Here is a 16,705-nt window from a genome sequence, read left to right on the forward strand (position 1 = left end):
GATCCCACTCCGCATTCGTCAGGTCTCCGCGTCCCATGGAGCCAGCCTGCCCTCAACACCCCACCCAAGGAGGGAGATCCGAGAAACAGCGCCTAGAGCCATTGTTGTTGGAAGGCGCGATGGCTCAGGGCTGGACGGACGAGCGGTGGACGGCAGTCGCCCATGAGGCCAGAGGGGCACTGAGTCAACGCATCAGTGCCCTGGTGATCAACAAAGAGGCCGCCATCAATGACCGGTCGTGGCCTTCCCGGATCGCACGGCAGCGCTGCTGCTGTGAGCTGTTCGCGGGGACCTGGAGCTCCTGGAGGCGTGTCGGGTGCGTGGGTCATGGCCGTCATGAGGCGTCCCCTCGAGGGACAGCGCAGGCTTGGGGCAGCCCTCTCAGGGAACTTGGGAGCCATGCAGATTCTCGCTGGAATTCTGTTCGCTGTGTGTGGAGTTGGCATGTTGCTCATAGCCAAGCCGCTGGCCACGTGGGATGCCGACAAGGTGGAGGTATGGAGCGGCCTTCGCCATCTGCACGGGGTGAACTACAACCGGGTCAGCTTCCTCCTGGGTGGTCTGGGCGCAGTGTTCGCCGGCGGGTACCTGATCGTCACCGGTTGAAAGCCATGGGTGCCGACGGTCGGGTAGAGGTGATGATGGGGCGCGCCGAAGGCTGATGGCTGCACGGCATACGAGGAGGGCCTGCACCATCGTGGTGGGGGCCCTCCCGCACGGCCGGTCAGGTGCGTGCACGGTGCGACGCCATCGAGATGGCAGCTTCGTCCTCGAAGACCAGCCATGCCCCGAGCGCCGCCGCGGTGGCTTTGCCCGGGGCCAGGTCTCCTTCACCCAGCCGGCCGACCGCAGCCTCGTCCCGTTCGACTGTCCGTCGGGCACGCTGCTGAGACGAACAGCCGTGGTCCAGGTCGAAAGAGACCTCATTGAGGGCCCGCAGCACGGTGCGCTGCAGCTCGCCGCCCAGTTCGCGCAGCCGAGTGCTACGTCACAGGCCCAGTCGCCGTCGGCGACGCAGATCGACACCTGCACGTCGAACTCGCACAGACATGTCGCCCCATTGGTCGACTGCTCCGTCGTCGCCGCCCTCTGATAGTTGTCCATCTCCCGAGTACCGCCGTCGATCGGGTGCGCGAGAACGGGATGAGCTCAGGACAGCGGCAAGGTCGTGTTGCGTGCTGTATGGGACCGTGAGCCCGGTGGTGCTGTGACCGGACGGTTGCTGATTCCGTCCGGCGGTAAGGACACGGCACAGCCAGCTGCGGTGCCACCCGGCGAACCTATGCGGTCAGGGCGTCCTGGATGGTGGCGCGGGTGTCGAGGACGGTGTCGGCGCCGGTGATCTCCAGGACGTGCCGTAGCCGGCGTGGCGGGCCCGCCACGAGCCAAGGACGCCCAGGAGACGGCCGGCCTCCAGCCCGGGAGGTGGTTGGGACGCGCCTGGACGCGCTCAGGCTCATCGAGGGCGCGGTGGTGTCCGAGCGGCAGATGGAGCTCGTCTTCGGGCAGGGCCGGCACCCGGACGCCGACCGCATCGAGCATGACCTTTTGGACGACGGCGCCGACCCGGCCGCGGCACGACTGACCACCGTGCTCGGGCGACCGATCGAAGAGATCGAGGTGCGCAAGCAGACGCCGCTGCTCGCCCTCGACTTCACCTTCCGGCCGCAGGCGTCCCTGATCGTGCTATGGGCTCTGGAAGACGCCAAGACGCCAAGACGCCAAGACGCCAAGACGCCAAGACGCCAAGACGCCAAGACGCCAAGACGCCAAGACGCCAAGACGCGCCGGATCATCGAGCGGGCGCACGAGCGGGCCATCGCCGAGGCGCTGCGCCGGCTCGAGGACGAGGTTGCGGCGACCCGGTGGTCCTCGGGCCGCGGCCGCGCGAAGACGCCCGCTCTCGTGGTCGCGGCGTTCCGGCATTTCGACAACCGTGACGCCTTCCCGCTCTTGCTTGCATACCGGCATCGAGTGGGAGTGCCTGCCGCACGAGCTGGGCTTCGGCTCCGGCATGACCCGCTGGCGGCGGCTCGCGGTCTGAAATGAGGCCGGCGGCCGGCCAAGGGTGCCGGACAGGCAGGCGTCGTGCGAGATCCTGTTCGTGCTGGGGACCTTGCGCGGCCAGGAGTTCACGCGCTGCCTGGACGACCACATCGCAGACCGTGCCCTGTCCGCCCACAGCCTTCTGTCCACCGCTCCGAAGCCCGGCCGCCGGACCCCGATTGCCGACCAGCTTTTCTGAACCGCCGACTCACCGAGCCTGATCACCAGATTCGGATGGTCATCCGGGCCTGAGGTCGGGCCCTGCTTCAGCGAGGCAGCAGGACGTCGACCTGCCTGTGGATGTCCTGCATGATCTCCTCGACGCTCAAGGCGATGTTCACGCTCGCCGCCATGCTGAGGAACATCACGGCAGACACGATGTGTGCCAGCGTCGCGGCGTCGCCCTCTGCGACCCGGTCGTCTCGGCGCAGCACGGCGGCGACGGCTTCCTCGGTCTGCGCGACGATGGCGAGTGCTGCGCCGTGCCGGGGCTCCTCGGGGTCGCCGAAGACCATCTCTCGCAGGTAAGTGCGTCCGTTGTCGATCTGGACGCGGTTGCACTCGACGATCGGCCGGACGATCGCCAGCACCGCGTCCAGCGCGCCCGGGATGGCTTCGGCGTCCGCCCGGCCCTGCTCAAGTGCTTCGAGGTACTTGGTGTTCTGGACAAGGAGGAGGAGTTCGCCCTTGGTCTTGGCATAAAGGAACAGGGTGCCGGTGCCGATGTCGGCCTGATCAGCGATCTGCTGGGTCGTGACCTCATCGACGCCGTGTTCGGCGAACAGTTCACTGGCGGCAGCGACGATGCGGTCGAGTTTCTCCTGCTTGTTCCGCTCGCGCCGTCCGACAGGCATGGCGGTGTCCTCCAGGATTGGATTCTGACTGCAATCAGTTCCGATTGTAATCGGTGCGGTGCGATGCGGTGCGATGCGGTGCGATGCGATGCGATGCGATGCGGTGCGGTGCGGTGCGATGTGGTGCGGTGCGAGCTCGACTGCGGCTCTGCTCACCCCCCCCATCGCGGGGTGGCGTGTCGTCGCTCATTGCTCGGCCCGTGCGCAGCCGCGATCCTCACGTCCCCCTTGGAGAAGGAACCCGCGCCCTCCCTCGATGGGGCAGTCGTCTTCCTCACCTGCGCCAATGGCGGTATCAGCACCCGCTTCATCCACGAAGCCCTGGCTTGCGGCACCGTCAGGGTCTATGCCACCGCCCGCTCCCCCCGCGCCTGGGACGATGACCGCATCGTTCCCTGACGCTTGGCGTCACCGACCGCGCGCCGATCGCCGCGGCTGATCGGTGTGCACCGACAGCAGGATCGAGGAGATGAGGGGCTTCTTCACTTCCAGGGGCGCCATGGCCGGTGACGTGCTCATGGTGTTGCCCTCTTTTCCAGGTCAGGTGGTGGTCATCGGGCCAGGAACTCGACCGCTACGGGGGCGAATTCCTGGTGGTACTGGAAGATGCCGCCGTGCCCGGAGTCGGGGTAGATGATCAGCTCGCTGCCCTTGATGCGCCGGTGCAGGTCCTCCGACAGGACCGAAGGCACCATGCGGTCGTTGTCGCCGTTGGCGATCAGGGTGGGCTGCGTGATCGACGACAGGTCGTCGGGGGCGGAGCGCCCCCACTTCTTGATCGCCTTCAGCTGCGTCCGGAACGCCTTGGTCTTGATCTCTGCGTCGCGGTCGACAGTGCGCTCCTTGAGCCGGTTGACGAACGCGCGCCCGGAGGCCTTGCCGGTGGCATTGCGGTTGAAGAACAGGAACTCCTTGGGGTCCGAACGGGTCAAGGTGGCGCGCAGGATGTCCCAGTAGGTGATTCTGGCGATCTTGTCCATGTCCTTGCCGCCCTTGGGTCCGGTGCCGGTGAGGACCAGCTTGCGGACGAGCTCGGGGTGTTTCACCACCAGCGCCTGGGCGACCATGCCGCCGAGGGAGAAGGAGAAGACGTCGATCTTGTCGTACCCGAGCGCCTTGATGAAGATGTAGGCGTCGTCGGCCATCGCCTCGACACCGTCCGGCACCTGACCGGTGGACGCCCCGACACCGCGGTTGTCGAAGGCGATGATGTGACGGCCCTTCGCGACGGGGTCGATGATGCGGGGGTCCCAGTTGTCCAGGGTCGCGGCGAGGTGGACGAAGAAGACGACGGGGATACCGCCCTTCGGTCCCAATTCGCGGTAGGCGTAGGTGACGCCACCGGCGCTGACCGTGCGGGCCGGGGCCTTCGCATAGGACGTGATGACGGCTTCGTTCGGGATGTCGGTGCTGCTCATGACTTCTCCTCGTGCGTTCTGTGTCGCTGTGCGTCCTGGGTCGCCCGTCGCGGTTGCGGTGGGTCAGCTGCTGCCGATGACGGTCTTGCCGCGGATGCCACCCTGGGCCAGGGACTGCAGTGCCTGCGGGGTCTGGTCGAAGCCGATCACCTTTCCCACGACCGGGCGCACTACGCCCTGGTCGATGAGAGTGGTGATCTGGCGGAGCTGGTCGCCGCTGGCACGCATGAACAGGAACTCATACGTCACGCCGAGCTTCTTGGCCTGCCTGCGGATCTTGCCGCTCAGGCCTGCGACCGCCAGGCGCAGCAGCGGGTTCAGGCCGGCCTGGCGGGCGAACGCGGGGTCCGGGGGACCGGCGATCCCGATGGCCTTGCCGCCAGGCTTGAGCACCCGCAGGGACTTCTCGAGAGTCTCCCCACCGATACTGTCCAACACCAGGTCGTAGCCGGTCAGGAGCTGCTCGAAGTCCTGGGTGCGGTAATCGATCACGGTGTCCGCGCCGAGCGCGCGCACGAAGTCCGCGTTGGAACCGCTGGCGGTCGTGGCGACGCTCGCACCGAGGTGCGCGGCGAGTTGGATCGCGATCGAACCGACCCCTCCGGCCCCGGCGTGGATGAGAACCTTCTGCCCGGGCCGCACCTTCCCGCGCTCCATCAGCGCCTGCCACGCCGTGAGCGCCGCCAGCGGCAGCGAGCCCGCCTCTTCCATGCTGATCGAGGCGGGTTTGAGCGCCAGGTCGCCCTCCGCGACGGCGATGCGCTCGGCGAAGGTGCCGATGCGGTTCTGGTCGGGCCGGGCGTAGACCTCGTCTCCGGGCTTGAAGCCGCGAACCGCTGTCCCGATGCCGATGACGGTGCCCGCGACGTCGTTGCCCAGGATCAGTGGCAGCTTGTAGGGCAGGATCTGCTTGAACTCACCGGCGCGGATCTTCTCATCCAGCGGGTTCAGCCCGGCGGCCTCCACCCGCACAAGCACGTCGTGCTCTCCCACGGCGGGTTCGGGGACGTCCGCCTCCTGCAGCGGCTCCTTGTACTTGGTGACGACGAACGCTCGCATGGGACGTCTCTCCTCGTCTTCGTCCTGTATATCGAGATTTGCGGCTAGATCGGCCAATTCGGCGTGACTTCCGGAGTCCGCCCCACTCCCTCAATCTGAATATACTCAATCATGAGTCCGCTCAGAATTATTGTCAAGGGAGGTTCCATGGGACGCGGCCGCATGCCGATCGGGCGCCGCGACCGGGCCAAACAGGACAAGCGCGAGCGCATCATGACGGCAGCCCGCGAACGCCGCGCACGCCACCGCGGATCCCACGCCGTCCGGGCCGCCGCCGAGCGTCCCGCCCATCTGGTCCTCTTCGACGTCCTGGAAGTCGCGGCCACTGAACTGCAGCTCGCCGAAGTCCCTTGGTTGACCTTCACCTCGGGGGAGGCCACAGCATGAGTGGGGCCGGGTGATGCGCTCGGCATGAGGAGGAGCGAGCATGGGGTTGCTGACCATCGGGGCGTTCGCGAAGGCGTCCCGGCTGTCGCCGAAGGCGCTGCGTCTTTACGACGAGCTCGGCCTGCTGACCCCTGCACGCGTCGACCCGGTGACCGGCTACCGCCTCTACGCTCCGGACCAGTTGAACCAAGCCCGCATGGTCGCCTGGCTCCGGCGCTTGGGCATGCCGCTGGCCCGCATTCAACATGTCTGCGCGCTGGATGCGGGCCCGGCGGGCCAAGAGGTCCGCGCGTTCTGGGCTCAGGCCGAGGCCGACACCGCCGCACGGCGGGACCTGGCCACCTTCCTCATCGACCACCTGTCACGGAAGGACCCCGCCATGTCCCCGACCGCCAAGTCCCTCGGAATCCGTTACGCCGCTCTTTCCGACAAGGGTCTCGTCCGCGAGAGCAACCAGGACACCGCGTACGCGGGATCCCGGCTCCTCGCTGTCGCCGACGGCTGCGGAAGCCAAGGAGCCCCCGCCGGCGCAGCCGCCATCGACGCGCTCAAGCGCCTCGAAACCGACGGCATCCCAGCCGGCAGCCTCCTCAACGTCCTCGAAGACGTCATCGAACGGGCCAAGCAGGCCGTGTACGACGTCGCCGGGACGGGCTCTGCATCCGAAGGCACCGGCACGACACTCACCGCGATGCTCTGGACCGGATCACAGCTTGCCCTCGTCCACATCGGCGACTCCCGCGTCTACCTACTGCGCGGCGGAGAGCTGTTCCAGATCACCCACGACCACACCATGGTCCAGTCGATGGTCGACGAAGGACGCCTCAGCCCGGAAGAAGCCGCCGCCCACCCCCAACGGTCGCTCTTGGTGAGGGCCCTGGGCCCAGGAGCCGACACCAACCCCGACATGCGCCTGCACGATGCCCAGGGGGAAGACCGATATCTGCTGTGCTCCGACGGCCTGTCGACCGTCGTGCCGACCCAAGAGATCCACCGAGCACTCTCCGAGATCAGTGAGCCCGAGCGGGCCGTCCGCGAACTCGTCGCCCTCGCCAACGCCTCCGGCGGCCCCGATAACGTCAGTTGCGTAGTCGCGGACGTCATGGAGCTCCAGCAGTAGGAGCGAGCGGCATGCACGTCGACTTGCACCAGATCCGCTCTCAGGCACTCATCCGCGAAGCTGACGCGTACCGACTCGCCCGACAAGCCAGGAGCGTCAAGCTGGCTCCCCGGACCAGGGCAACCAGAACATGGCGACCTGCCCCCGGTGCCTGCTGTCGCGGCTTTCCCTGTGGCCGACTTCGTCACCCGGCCCGGTGCCCGGGTTCTGATCCGTCACCTTCCGCCGCCACGGCCGCCCGCACCCGCTGCTCCTCCCGAGCCGAGTCGACGTCCCGTTCCAGGGTCGTGCGGCTCACGGCCGTCGCGAGCTCTTCCAAGGCCCGTTTTTGCAGTCCCGCCTCGCGCCGCACGACCGGGCTCGGGTCCCCGGCGGCGCCCTCCCACGCGCGGAACGCCTTGTCCAGGTGCCCCCAGTCCGGATTTCTGTGCTCGCGCACGTCGACTGCCGCCTGCTCGGTGTCGGCCTCCAGGGCCTCGGCGAACCGCTCCGCCTCGGGGACGGGACGGCCGTCCGCCCGCGGGACGTGGCTCTCCATGAGCATCGCCGCCCGGCCGAACCGCTTGAGCGCCTCCTCTGCCTCCTGTGCCTCGCGCGATGTCAGACCCCTGGGGCGGACCGGCTCCTGCCTTGCCCGGTCGTATGCCTCCTGCCAGGCGGCACGTGCCTCCCTGCTCGCCAGCAGTGCCCTGCGCATGTCGGCGTGATGCTCCCTGGTCGGTTCGGCCTGGTTGCGGAGCACCGCTGCCGCGTAGCGGCCGTTGGCGGCGAGCCAGTCCGCAAGCCGGCCCACCAGCTTGGGCGTCTCCCATGCGGGGAACACCACGTACGCCACCATCGCCAGGACCCCGCCGAGCAGGGTGAGCACCACGCGCTCCGTGACTGTCTGCTCCCACGCCTGGCCGCCCATGCCGAGCAGGAAGACGACGTACGCGGCAGTGAAGCACTGGGAGTAGGCGTACCCGGTACGGATCAGCGCGTACGACAGACCGGCCGAGACCACCGCCAGCGCGCCGAACACATATGCGTCCGGGCCCAGGGCCCGCACCATCCCCGTGGCGAGCGCGACCCCGGCAAGGGTCCCGGCGAGACGGGCCACCGCGCGCGCGTACGTCCGGTGGAAGTCCGGCCGCATCACCATCACCGAGGCGATGGGCGCCCAGTAGCCGTGGCCCAGGGGGAGCCGGGCGGCGATCAGATAGCCGAGCGTGGCGACCGCCGCCAAGCGGATGGCGTGCCGCAATACGGGTGAGTCCCGCCGGAGCTCTCGGCGGACCGCCCGGACGACCACCGGGATCAGCCGGAGCATGGTCGGGCGCACCAGGTACTGGGTGCCCACGGGGCCGGGCGTGGGCGTCCCCCCGCGCGCGCCGCCGCAGTCGGCGATCTCCGACGCCTCGCCCACCAGTTCCACGAGCCGCTCGGCGGCCTGCCGCGCGGGCCCCTCCAGCACCTCGTGCTCCTCGTCGACGCGCAGCACGTCCGTTGTCCGGGACCGCACCTCGGCGGCAGTGCCGCGGCGGATCGAACGGGCGGCGGCATCCAGGGCGTCGGCGGCCGCGTCGAGCAACTCCCGCGCGCGGTCCCTCCCGGGTCCCTCCGCAGGTGCGCCCACGTCCGGGTCGGCGAGCGCGGCGACGACCGGCCGAATGCGCTCGGCGAGTCCCCGGGGTCCGTGGAGGACGGAGGGACGGGTGCGGGCCTGTGACGGCGTCACGGCAGCCGCGTCCCGGGCCGTCATCAACGGTTCCGGGTCGAACGGGGCGGTCGGGTCGTGCCGCAACCGACGGGCGTAGTCCGCCACGGCGGCCAGGGCGTCGGCGAGCGCGTCACGATGCGCTCCCCAACGCCGGATCGGGAACAGCAGGATCAGCACGGCCTGCGTCACACCCCCGAGTGCGATGACCCCGGCGTGCTCCAGGGCCACCCCGACGCTCGTGGGCAGGGTGATGGTCACCAGCATGCTGCCCACGGTCGTCGCTGCGACGATCCCGGCGGTCGATCCGGCGGCCCACGCCATTCCCGCGGCAAAGGCCCATACGGCCAGCAGCGGGAGGAACGTCACGAGCCGCCCCGCCGCCAGATAGCCCACGAAGGTGCTGAGCGCCAGGCCCGCGCCCGCGCCGAGCGCGATCACCTTGCGTGGACGCCAGGTTCGCTGGAAGGTGGCCCCACCCGCGGAATAGGCGCCGAGGGCGGCAGAGGCGGCATATTCAGGGGAGACCAGCCACAGCGCCGGTCCGACGACGATCGCGACCCCAGCGGCCGTGCGCAACGCGAGCAGGGGCTCCAGCCGCGTCTCCTCGATCGTGAGCCCGGATCGCACGACCTCCCCGAGGGCCCGCAGCCACGGCAGGTGTGGGCCCGGCCGGAAGGCCCTGGCGGGTCGCGTCGGCCTGGTTGGGGTGCGGCAGTGGTCGGGCAAGGAAGCCTCCCGCACTGCCCGCGCGCCGACTGGCGGCCGCAGCCGCTGGACGGGGTGAGCCACCGCGGACACCGCTGAGCGCGCCGTTCGCCCTGACGGGCCGGAGTACGGGCTGATCGCCGTCCGTCCCCCGGGACCGGTCCGGGCGAGGCGGCCCTGGGTCTCTTACCGCTTATGGCCGTTTCCCTGTCCGTTCGGATGCAGGACCACCTTGGTCCAGCCCTCGTCGCGGGCGTCGAAGTGCTCGTAGGCGGTGGGGGCTTCGTCCAGGCTGAGTTCGTGGGAGACGACGAAGCTCGGCTTCGCCTTCTCGCCGGCGATCAGATCCCGCAGCGCCCGGTTGTACCTCTTCACCGGTGCCTGTCCGGTGCCCATGCGCTGGCCCTTGAACCACATCATGCCGAAGTCGATCGGGACCTTGCCCCGCGCCTCCAGCTCCCCCTGGGCCTCCGCGCCGCCGGGGTCCTGCGGCAGGAACACGCCCACCACGCCGATGTCGCCCGTGAACCTGACCGAGTCGATCAGTCCGTTGAGCGTGAGGCTGGCGTCCTCGTGTCCCTGGGGATCGTGCGCCTGGTAGCCGACGCACTCACAGCCGTTGTCGGCGCCCAGACCGAGGGTGGCCTCCTTGACGACCTCCGCCGGATTCTGTTCGGCGGTGTTGATCGGGATGGCCCCGATCTCCTCGGCCTTGCGCAGCCGGTCGGGCTGGTGGTCCGCCACCCAGACGCGCCCGGCGCCCTTGAGGAGGGCGGAGTAGGCCGCCATCAGTCCGACGGGACCGGCCCCGAAGACGATCGTCTGGTCACCCGGTTTGACGTTGGCCATCTCGGTGGCGTGATAGCCGGTGGGGAAGATGTCGGCGAGCATCACGTAGTCGGTCTGCCGCTCGGCGGCGTCCTCACCCAGACGCAGAGCGTTGAAGTCGCCGTAGGGCACGCGCAGCAGTTCCGCCTGGCCGCCCTGGTAGGGCCCCATGTCGGCGAATCCGTAGGCGGCTCCGGCGAGCGCCGGTTCCGGCTGCATGGTCAGGCAGTAGTTGGTCAGACCCCGCTCGCACTGCTTGCAGAAGCCACAGGCGATGTTGAAGGGCAGAACCACGTATGCGCCGACCTGGACCTTGCGGACGGCCGAGCCGACCTCCACGACCTGGCCCATGTTCTCGTGTCCCAGGGTGCGGCCGGACTCGAACGAGGTGCGGCCCTCGTACATGTGCAGGTCCGAACCGCAGATGTTGGTAGTGGTGATCTTGACGATGATGTCGCAGGGGTGCTCGATCTTCGCGTCCGGTACGTCCTTCACCGATACCGTCCGCGGACCTTCGTAGACCGCTGCCTTCATGATGACTTCTCTCGGTGCCGTGGCATGACCGCGGCACGGCGCTGATGGAGACGGCGTGCAGAGCCCGACTCCCGAGGGAGAGGGTGCGACGGGTCCATGGCTCCCACATGCCTCTGCGGGTCGCTCACCCGATTCAGGTGAAACGGTGATGCCGTCGCCGGCCTGCCGGGTGGAGCTTCGGCACGCCGGGCGGCGTGCCGTCCGGGTCCCCGTCGGTCCCGGCGCGAAACAGCCGACACCGATCGATCAGCGAACTCGTGGTACGCGGACGCCGACCGGCCGCCGATCACCCACGAATCTCCGGCTCAGGTCGCCAGTTGGTCCCCGTCGTCGTCCTGGAGCATGCGGCGGCGTTCCTGTTCGCGCTTGGAGTAGGCGGCTGCCCGGATCGCCTCGTCGCTCTCCAGGCCTGATCCCAGCGCGCCGCCCACCGTGGCGACCGAGGCGACGAACCAGGCCAATGTCCAGTATTCGGCGGCGTCGAGCGGGGTTCCTGTCGTGGAGGCGAACACGTGGCCGTTGAGGATGAACAGGGCCCACACCAGGTTGATGACGATCAGACCCACGTAGCAGACGAGCACCCCGATACCCACGGTCATGACCGTCGACACGTTGTAGAGCCTCGCCCTCTGCCTCGCCTCGGGAGAGTGCTCCGCCGTTCGGTGCCACAGGTTCGCGTCCACGATCAGCCAACCGATCATGAGAGCGACGGACCCGACGGTGGCGATCACGAGGCGCGGCGCGCTCAGGGACTGGGCCAGGCTCCAGATGGTGGAGTTCACGGTGGCGACGGCTCCCGTGGCGAGTGCGGCCGCCAGGGCTTTCGACAAGCCCGGCACCAAGCGCCACGGCCGGTTGGCACGGACCATCCCGAGGAGCACCCTCAGGTATCCACGCGGCCCGCTGACGACGTACCGCAGATCAGCGGTCTCCTCCGCACCGACCTGGCCCGGGTGAATAGGCGCGAAACGACTGACGAAGGGGGCCAGCAGCGGCTGACTCTGCGGAGGTCCCTCCACCTCGGAGGCCCGCGGACCGGCCAAACTGAGCACGGCTACTTCCACGGCCCGCCGCGCCCTCGTCTGCAGCCGCAGGCCCCCCAGCGTAGGAAGAGACAGCAGTGCCAAGCCGTGTTCGTGACTCAGATCCACCACGAGCTTGCGCCCGTGTGAGTGCAGCGGAAGGTCGGTGAGGGCCACGACGATGTCCCAGTTCTGCGCACTTCCACGGTCCATGATCCGGTGCATCAGGGTGGGCAGGTCCTCGGTCCCCGCGGTGAAGGGCTCACTGACCACCTCGACGTCGAACCGTCGCCCCCGGCCGGACCTGTCGGCGAGCCGGGCAGGAAGTATCCGGGCCATGCGCTGCGCGATCTCCGTGGGCGCGTCCGGATCCGCCAGAATAGTCACGACCGTAACGCCCTGAGACGACATCCGCATGACTCCTTCTCGTCGGCTGCCCCGCGACGGCCCGTGCCCACAGGATGCCCCCGGGGTATCGTCGCCGTCGCGTGACACGCTGGCCCCTCCCGGCGGGTGCAGGCGTCACGGTCGGATCTCGACATCGGATCCGGGATGCTCCCGACGCGCGCGTGGACGGGCCCGGTGACGGTGCCTGTCGCGCGGTTCCCGGCGCGATCAGGTAATCAGGAACGGTGAACAAGGACGAGAACGACTCCTTCGTGCAGGTCCGGGGCGCGAGTGAGAACAACCTGCGGAACATCGATGTCGACGTTCCGCGGGACGCGATGGTCGCCTTCACGGGCGTCTCCGGTTCGGGCAAGTCCTCGCTCGCGTTCGGCACGCTCTACGCGGAGGCCCAGCGGCGCTACTTCGAGTCCGTGGCGCCGTACGCCCGGAGACTGTTGCAGCAGGTCGGCGCGCCGCATGTGCAGGAGATCACCGGACTGCCGCCTGCCGTGGCCCTGCAGCAGCGTCGCGGGTCGCCCAGCTCGCGCTCGACGGTCGGCACCCTCACCACGCTGTCCAATCTGCTGCGCATGCTGTACTCCCGGGCAGGCACCTATCCGCCCGGTGCCGCACGGCTGGAGGCCGAGTCGTTCTCACCCAACACCGCGGCCGGGGCCTGCCCGGAGTGCCACGGACTGGGCGTCGTGCACGACGTCGCCGAGGAACTGCTCGTCCCGGATCCCTCGCTGAGCATCCGCGAGGGGGCGATCGCCGCCTGGCCGGGCGCCTGGCAGGGCGCCAACCTGCGCAGCGTCGTGAACGGCCTGGGGATCGACATCGACCGACCGTGGCGCAGGCTCAGGAAGAGGGACCGGGACTGGCTGCTGTACACGGACGAGCAGCCTTCCGTGTACATCGAGCCGGAGGAGGACCGCGTCGACTACGGCTACCAGGGCAAGTTCTGGAGCGCCCGCAAGCACGTCATGCACGTCCTCGCCGACTCCAAGAGCGAGAAGATGCGCGAACGGGCGCTCCGGTTCGTCAGGAGTGTGCCCTGCCCCGCGTGTCACGGCAGCGGACTGCGGCCCGAGGCGCTCGCCGTGACCTTCGCGGGACACTCCATCGCCGAGATCAACGCGATGCCGCTCAGCGAGGTCGTGGCGCTGCTGCGGCCCGTCGCGGGGCGGTCGACGGTGGACGCCACCACGTCGACGGCCCGCTCCGGGGAGACGACCGAGGTCGCGGTGCGGATCTGCGGCGATCTGGTCGCACGGGTCGACGTACTGCTCGACCTGGGCCTCGGATATCTCGGTCTCGGGCGCCGCTCGACGACCCTGTCGCCCGGCGAGGCGCAGCGCCTGCGGATCGCCACCCAGCTGCGCTCGGGGCTGTTCGGCGTCGTCTACGTGCTGGACGAGCCCTCCGCGGGCCTGCACCCGGCTGACGCGGAACCGCTGCTGGACGTGCTGGACCGCCTCAAGGCGGCCGGCAACTCGCTGTTCGTCGTGGAGCACGACATGGACGTCGTACGGCGGGCGGACTGGGTGGTCGACATCGGCCCCGGCGCGGGCGAGGGCGGCGGGCGCGTGCTGTACAGCGGCCCGGTCGCCGGTCTTGAGCGGGTCGGCGAGTCGGCCACGAGCCAGTACCTGTTCGGGCGCGCCCGGCCGCTCGATCACCGTCCGCGCACCCCGCACGGCTGGCTGCACCTGCGCGGCGTCTCCCGCCACAATCTGCACGACGTGTCCGTCGACGTGCCGCTCTGCGTGCTGACGGCGGTGACGGGCGTGTCCGGTTCCGGAAAGTCGACGCTGGTGACGCAGGTGCTCGCCGAGGTCGTCCGAGGCCACCTCGGAGTCGAACCCGAGGAGCCCGGTGAGGCGCGGCTGGAGGTCGACGTCCAGGACGCGTCGGGGGTCGAGTCGTTCGACCGGCTGGTGCGGGTCGACCAACGGCCCATCGGCCGAACTCCCCGGTCCAACCTGGCCACGTACACGGGGTTGTTCGACGCGGTGCGCAAGCTGTACGCGGCGACGGACGAGGCCAGGGCGCGCGGCTACTCGGCCGGGCGGTTCTCCTTCAATGTGCCCGAAGGCCGGTGCGAGACCTGCCAGGGCGAGGGATTCGTCGCGGTGGAACTGCTGTTCCTGCCCGGCACCTACGCGCCGTGCCCGACCTGCGAGGGCGCCCGGTACAACGCTGAAACGCTGGAAGTCACCTACCGCGGCAAGAACATCGCGGACGTGCTGGGACTGTCCGTCGACGCCGCCGCCGAGTTCCTGTCCGCCGTCCCGGCCGCCTCCCGCAGTCTGGAGACATTGCGCGAGGTGGGGCTCGGGTACCTGCGGCTGGGCCAGCCCGCGACGGAACTCAGCGGCGGTGAGGCGCAACGCATCAAGCTGGCCACCGAACTGCAGCGAGCCCGCCGCGGGCACGCGCTCTACCTGCTCGACGAGCCGACGGCGGGGCTGCACCCCGCGGACATCGCGCTGCTGCTGCGACAGCTGCACCGGCTCGTCGACGTCGGCAACACGGTCGTCCTCGTCGAGCACGACCTGGACACGATCGCCACCGCCGACTGGGTCATCGACCTCGGGCCGGGTGGCGGCGACGCGGGCGGACGGGTGGTCGCCGCGGGCCCGCCGGCCACGGTGGCGAAAGCCCGCCGCAGCGCCACCGCGCCCTATCTCGCGGCCCGGCTCGCACGCCCCTGACGACGGCGCGAAGGCTCCCGCGCATTCTGGGACTCTGCGGCAACAGCGACTCCCTCGCCCACTGCTGCAGCGCACCGCGCGGCTGGTCGAGTTTCACGCGCTCGCCGCCGCCGGTGGCCAGAATCGCCACCCGCATCCCCCGGAGTTCCTGTGTCATGGTCGGTTCCTTGCACGAGTCGCCGGTCGTACGACGCGAGCGGCAGGGACACCCGGCACGGCTTGTCCGGATCCCTTCTATCGGACCGGGGACCGGTTCGGCGACATGCACCGACGCGCGACTGCTACAGCAGCCGGTCGAACACCGCGGTCACGCCCTCCCAGTGGCTGGTCTGCGGGTTCTTGACATCCGGATACATGATTCTGAACGTCTCGGCGAGGGCGAGGCTGAGACCGCCGATGATCTCGGGGTAGCGCTCTTCGGCTTCCTGGGTGGGTGTCCTGTCGAGGGGAGGATGCGTGGCGAGCTGTTCCAGGATCGGCTTCAGTTCGACCTCTTCGTCGAGCTGCCGGAACCGGTGGATGCTCTCCTGGAGGCCCTTGGTGATCGGTAGGTCCCACGGTTCGACGGTGTCCTTGCCGTGGGCCTTGGCCGACGCCTGGCCGACGACCAGGAGGTCGTAGAGCTTGGCGTTGACGAAGTCGCCGTACCGCTTCAGGTCGTTCTTGTCCACGTCGAGGCTTGCGGCGGCGCGGAAGAACCTCTCGAACTTCGACACACCCATCACAGTCATGCCTCTCGCCTCCTTACCGGGAACGGACGGCGTCGTTCGCTCCCGCCCGCGCCGCCGTCGTGCTGTTACACGGTCGAGATTCGCAGAGCTCCCTGCTGAGCGCCTCCGCACCCCAGGCCGAAAGACGGCGCCCCTTCTTCCCCTGGCAGAGCAGCATGAAGTGCAGGCATCCCTCGGCCGGCCGGCCGTACGCTCGTCCGTCGGCGGGAGGCTGCACGGCGTTGCAACGCCGCGAGAGCCACGAGCGGGGACACGGCATCCTGCCGACGCCGTCACAGCACGTCCAGGGGCGCGGGCCCGCTGGGCGGCGGGAACGCCTTGTCGAGGGCGTCGAGCGCCTCTGTGGGAAGGTGGAGGTCCACCGCGCCGCGGTTCTCCCGGACGTGGTCGGGTGATCCGGAACGCGGAATCGCGGCCACCCCCTGCGCCAGTACCCAGGCGAGTGCCACCTGGGCAGGCGTGGCTCCGAGGGCCCGGGCCACGGCCCCCAGAGCGTCGACCTGCAGCAGCCGCCCCTGCTCGATCGGGGAGTAGGCCTTGACCGCCACCCCGGCCTCGCGGCACCAGGGGAGCAGGTTCCACTCGATGCCGCGCCGGGAGAGGTTGTACAGCACCTGGTCGACGGCCACGGCGTCGCCGCCGGGGAGGGCGGTCAGCTCGACCATGCCAGCGACGTCCAGATTGCTCACGCCCCAGTAACGGATCTTCTCCGCCTCCATCAGGTCGGTGAATCCCGCAAGGGTCTCCTCGAGCGGCCACCGTCCCTGCCAGTGCAGCAGGTAGAGGTCCAGCCGCTCCGTACGGAGTCGCCGCAGGCTGCCCTCGCAGGCGGCGACGGTGCCCTTCCGGTCGGCGTGGCCGGGCAGCACCTTGCTGACCAGGAAGACGTCCTCGCGGCGTCCCCGGAGGGCCTCGCCGACGAGCTCCTCGGCTGCGCCGTCGCCATACATCTCCGCCGTGTCGACGACGGTCATGCCCAGGTCCACGCCCAGCCGCAGTGCGGCGATCTCCTGTTCTCGCCGGGCCGGGTCCTCACCCAGGTACCAGGTGCCCTGCCCGAGCGCCGCGATCTCCTCACCGGAGGGGAGTGCGATCGTTCTGGCCGATTCCGCGGACATCTCGTGCCTCCCGTCCGACGCGGGTCGGTGTCGCGCGCACCCGCACCGAGTGCCCAGGTCCGCGCCTGCCAGACGACCGGTGT

Annotated in this window: 14 protein-coding genes and 1 pseudogene; 7 read left to right on the plus strand and 8 right to left on the minus strand. The window is 69.4% G+C overall.

Going from position 1 to position 16,705, the window contains the following annotated elements; translation table 11 throughout:
- Positions 1 to 444: 444 nt before the first annotated feature.
- The 3 genes and pseudogenes from J2X68_RS38735 to J2X68_RS38745 all read left to right on the plus strand — a co-directional run.
- The gene (locus J2X68_RS38735; protein WP_310437314.1) at positions 445 to 606 is read left to right on the plus strand and encodes a hypothetical protein; all 162 of its coding nucleotides are present in this window, start codon (positions 445 to 447) and stop codon (positions 604 to 606) included.
- A gap of 133 nt (positions 607 to 739) precedes the next feature.
- Positions 740 to 1,093 (plus strand): hypothetical protein, encoded by a 354-nt coding sequence (locus J2X68_RS38740; protein ID WP_310437315.1) that lies wholly within the window; start codon positions 740 to 742, stop codon positions 1,091 to 1,093.
- A 395-nt stretch (positions 1,094 to 1,488) separates the two neighbouring features.
- Positions 1,489 to 1,884 (plus strand): annotated as a pseudogene (locus tag J2X68_RS38745) (hypothetical protein); the annotation flags it as partial.
- Positions 1,885 to 2,312: 428 nt separating this feature from the next.
- On the opposite strand, the gene J2X68_RS38750 reads toward J2X68_RS38745, so the two are convergent.
- Positions 2,313 to 3,056: a helix-turn-helix domain-containing protein gene (locus J2X68_RS38750; RefSeq protein ID WP_310437316.1), complete on the minus strand. Its 744-nt coding sequence runs from the start codon at positions 3,054 to 3,056 to the stop codon at positions 2,313 to 2,315.
- Between the two features lie 72 nt (positions 3,057 to 3,128).
- Between J2X68_RS38750 and J2X68_RS38755 the strand changes: the two genes are divergently transcribed.
- Positions 3,129 to 3,299 (plus strand): hypothetical protein, encoded by a 171-nt coding sequence (locus J2X68_RS38755; RefSeq protein ID WP_310437317.1) that lies wholly within the window; start codon positions 3,129 to 3,131, stop codon positions 3,297 to 3,299.
- 152 nt (positions 3,300 to 3,451) lie between these two features.
- Here J2X68_RS38755 and J2X68_RS38760 read toward each other — a convergent pair whose 3' ends face one another.
- On the minus strand, positions 3,452 to 4,318 hold the full coding sequence (locus J2X68_RS38760) for an alpha/beta hydrolase (RefSeq protein ID WP_310437318.1): 867 nt from the start codon (positions 4,316 to 4,318) through the stop codon (positions 3,452 to 3,454).
- Between the two features lie 63 nt (positions 4,319 to 4,381).
- Positions 4,382 to 5,377 carry an NADP-dependent oxidoreductase gene (locus tag J2X68_RS38765; protein ID WP_310437319.1) on the minus strand — a complete coding sequence of 332 codons (996 nt, stop codon included), beginning with the start codon at positions 5,375 to 5,377 and terminating at the stop codon, positions 4,382 to 4,384.
- A 147-nt stretch (positions 5,378 to 5,524) separates the two neighbouring features.
- On the opposite strand from J2X68_RS38765, the gene J2X68_RS38770 reads away from it, so the two are divergent.
- Positions 5,525 to 5,764 (plus strand): hypothetical protein, encoded by a 240-nt coding sequence (locus J2X68_RS38770; RefSeq protein WP_310437320.1) that lies wholly within the window; start codon positions 5,525 to 5,527, stop codon positions 5,762 to 5,764.
- Between the two features lie 40 nt (positions 5,765 to 5,804).
- Positions 5,805 to 6,884, plus strand: coding sequence for a MerR family transcriptional regulator (locus J2X68_RS38775; protein ID WP_310437321.1), 1,080 nt, complete (start codon positions 5,805 to 5,807; stop codon positions 6,882 to 6,884).
- 184 nt (positions 6,885 to 7,068) lie between these two features.
- Here J2X68_RS38775 and J2X68_RS38780 read toward each other — a convergent pair whose 3' ends face one another.
- From J2X68_RS38780 to J2X68_RS38790, 3 genes are all read right to left on the minus strand, one after another.
- The gene (locus tag J2X68_RS38780; protein ID WP_310437338.1) at positions 7,069 to 9,240 is read right to left on the minus strand and encodes an FUSC family protein; all 2,172 of its coding nucleotides are present in this window, start codon (positions 9,238 to 9,240) and stop codon (positions 7,069 to 7,071) included.
- A gap of 234 nt (positions 9,241 to 9,474) precedes the next feature.
- A complete protein-coding gene (locus tag J2X68_RS38785) occupies positions 9,475 to 10,650 on the minus strand; it encodes a glutathione-independent formaldehyde dehydrogenase (RefSeq protein ID WP_310437322.1) in 1,176 nt (391 codons plus the stop codon).
- Positions 10,651 to 10,955: 305 nt separating this feature from the next.
- Positions 10,956 to 12,089, minus strand: a complete 1,134-nt coding sequence (locus tag J2X68_RS38790; protein ID WP_399041882.1) for a hypothetical protein — start codon at positions 12,087 to 12,089, stop codon at positions 10,956 to 10,958.
- Between the two features lie 215 nt (positions 12,090 to 12,304).
- Between J2X68_RS38790 and uvrA the strand changes: the two genes are divergently transcribed.
- Positions 12,305 to 14,773: an excinuclease ABC subunit UvrA gene (gene uvrA, locus J2X68_RS38795; protein WP_310437324.1), complete on the plus strand. Its 2,469-nt coding sequence runs from the start codon at positions 12,305 to 12,307 to the stop codon at positions 14,771 to 14,773.
- A 281-nt stretch (positions 14,774 to 15,054) separates the two neighbouring features.
- On the opposite strand, the gene J2X68_RS38800 is transcribed toward uvrA, so the two are convergent.
- Together J2X68_RS38800 and J2X68_RS38805 are read right to left on the minus strand one after the other, a co-directional pair.
- Positions 15,055 to 15,504 carry a DUF1931 family protein gene (locus J2X68_RS38800; protein WP_310437325.1) on the minus strand — a complete coding sequence of 150 codons (450 nt, stop codon included), beginning with the start codon at positions 15,502 to 15,504 and terminating at the stop codon, positions 15,055 to 15,057.
- A 272-nt stretch (positions 15,505 to 15,776) separates the two neighbouring features.
- Positions 15,777 to 16,622 carry an aldo/keto reductase gene (locus J2X68_RS38805; protein WP_310437326.1) on the minus strand — a complete coding sequence of 282 codons (846 nt, stop codon included), beginning with the start codon at positions 16,620 to 16,622 and terminating at the stop codon, positions 15,777 to 15,779.
- Between the last annotated feature and the right edge of the window lie 83 nt (positions 16,623 to 16,705).

The sequence above is a fragment of the Streptomyces sp. 3330 genome, assembly GCF_031456635.1.
Classification (GTDB): Bacteria; Actinomycetota; Actinomycetes; order Streptomycetales; family Streptomycetaceae; genus Streptomyces.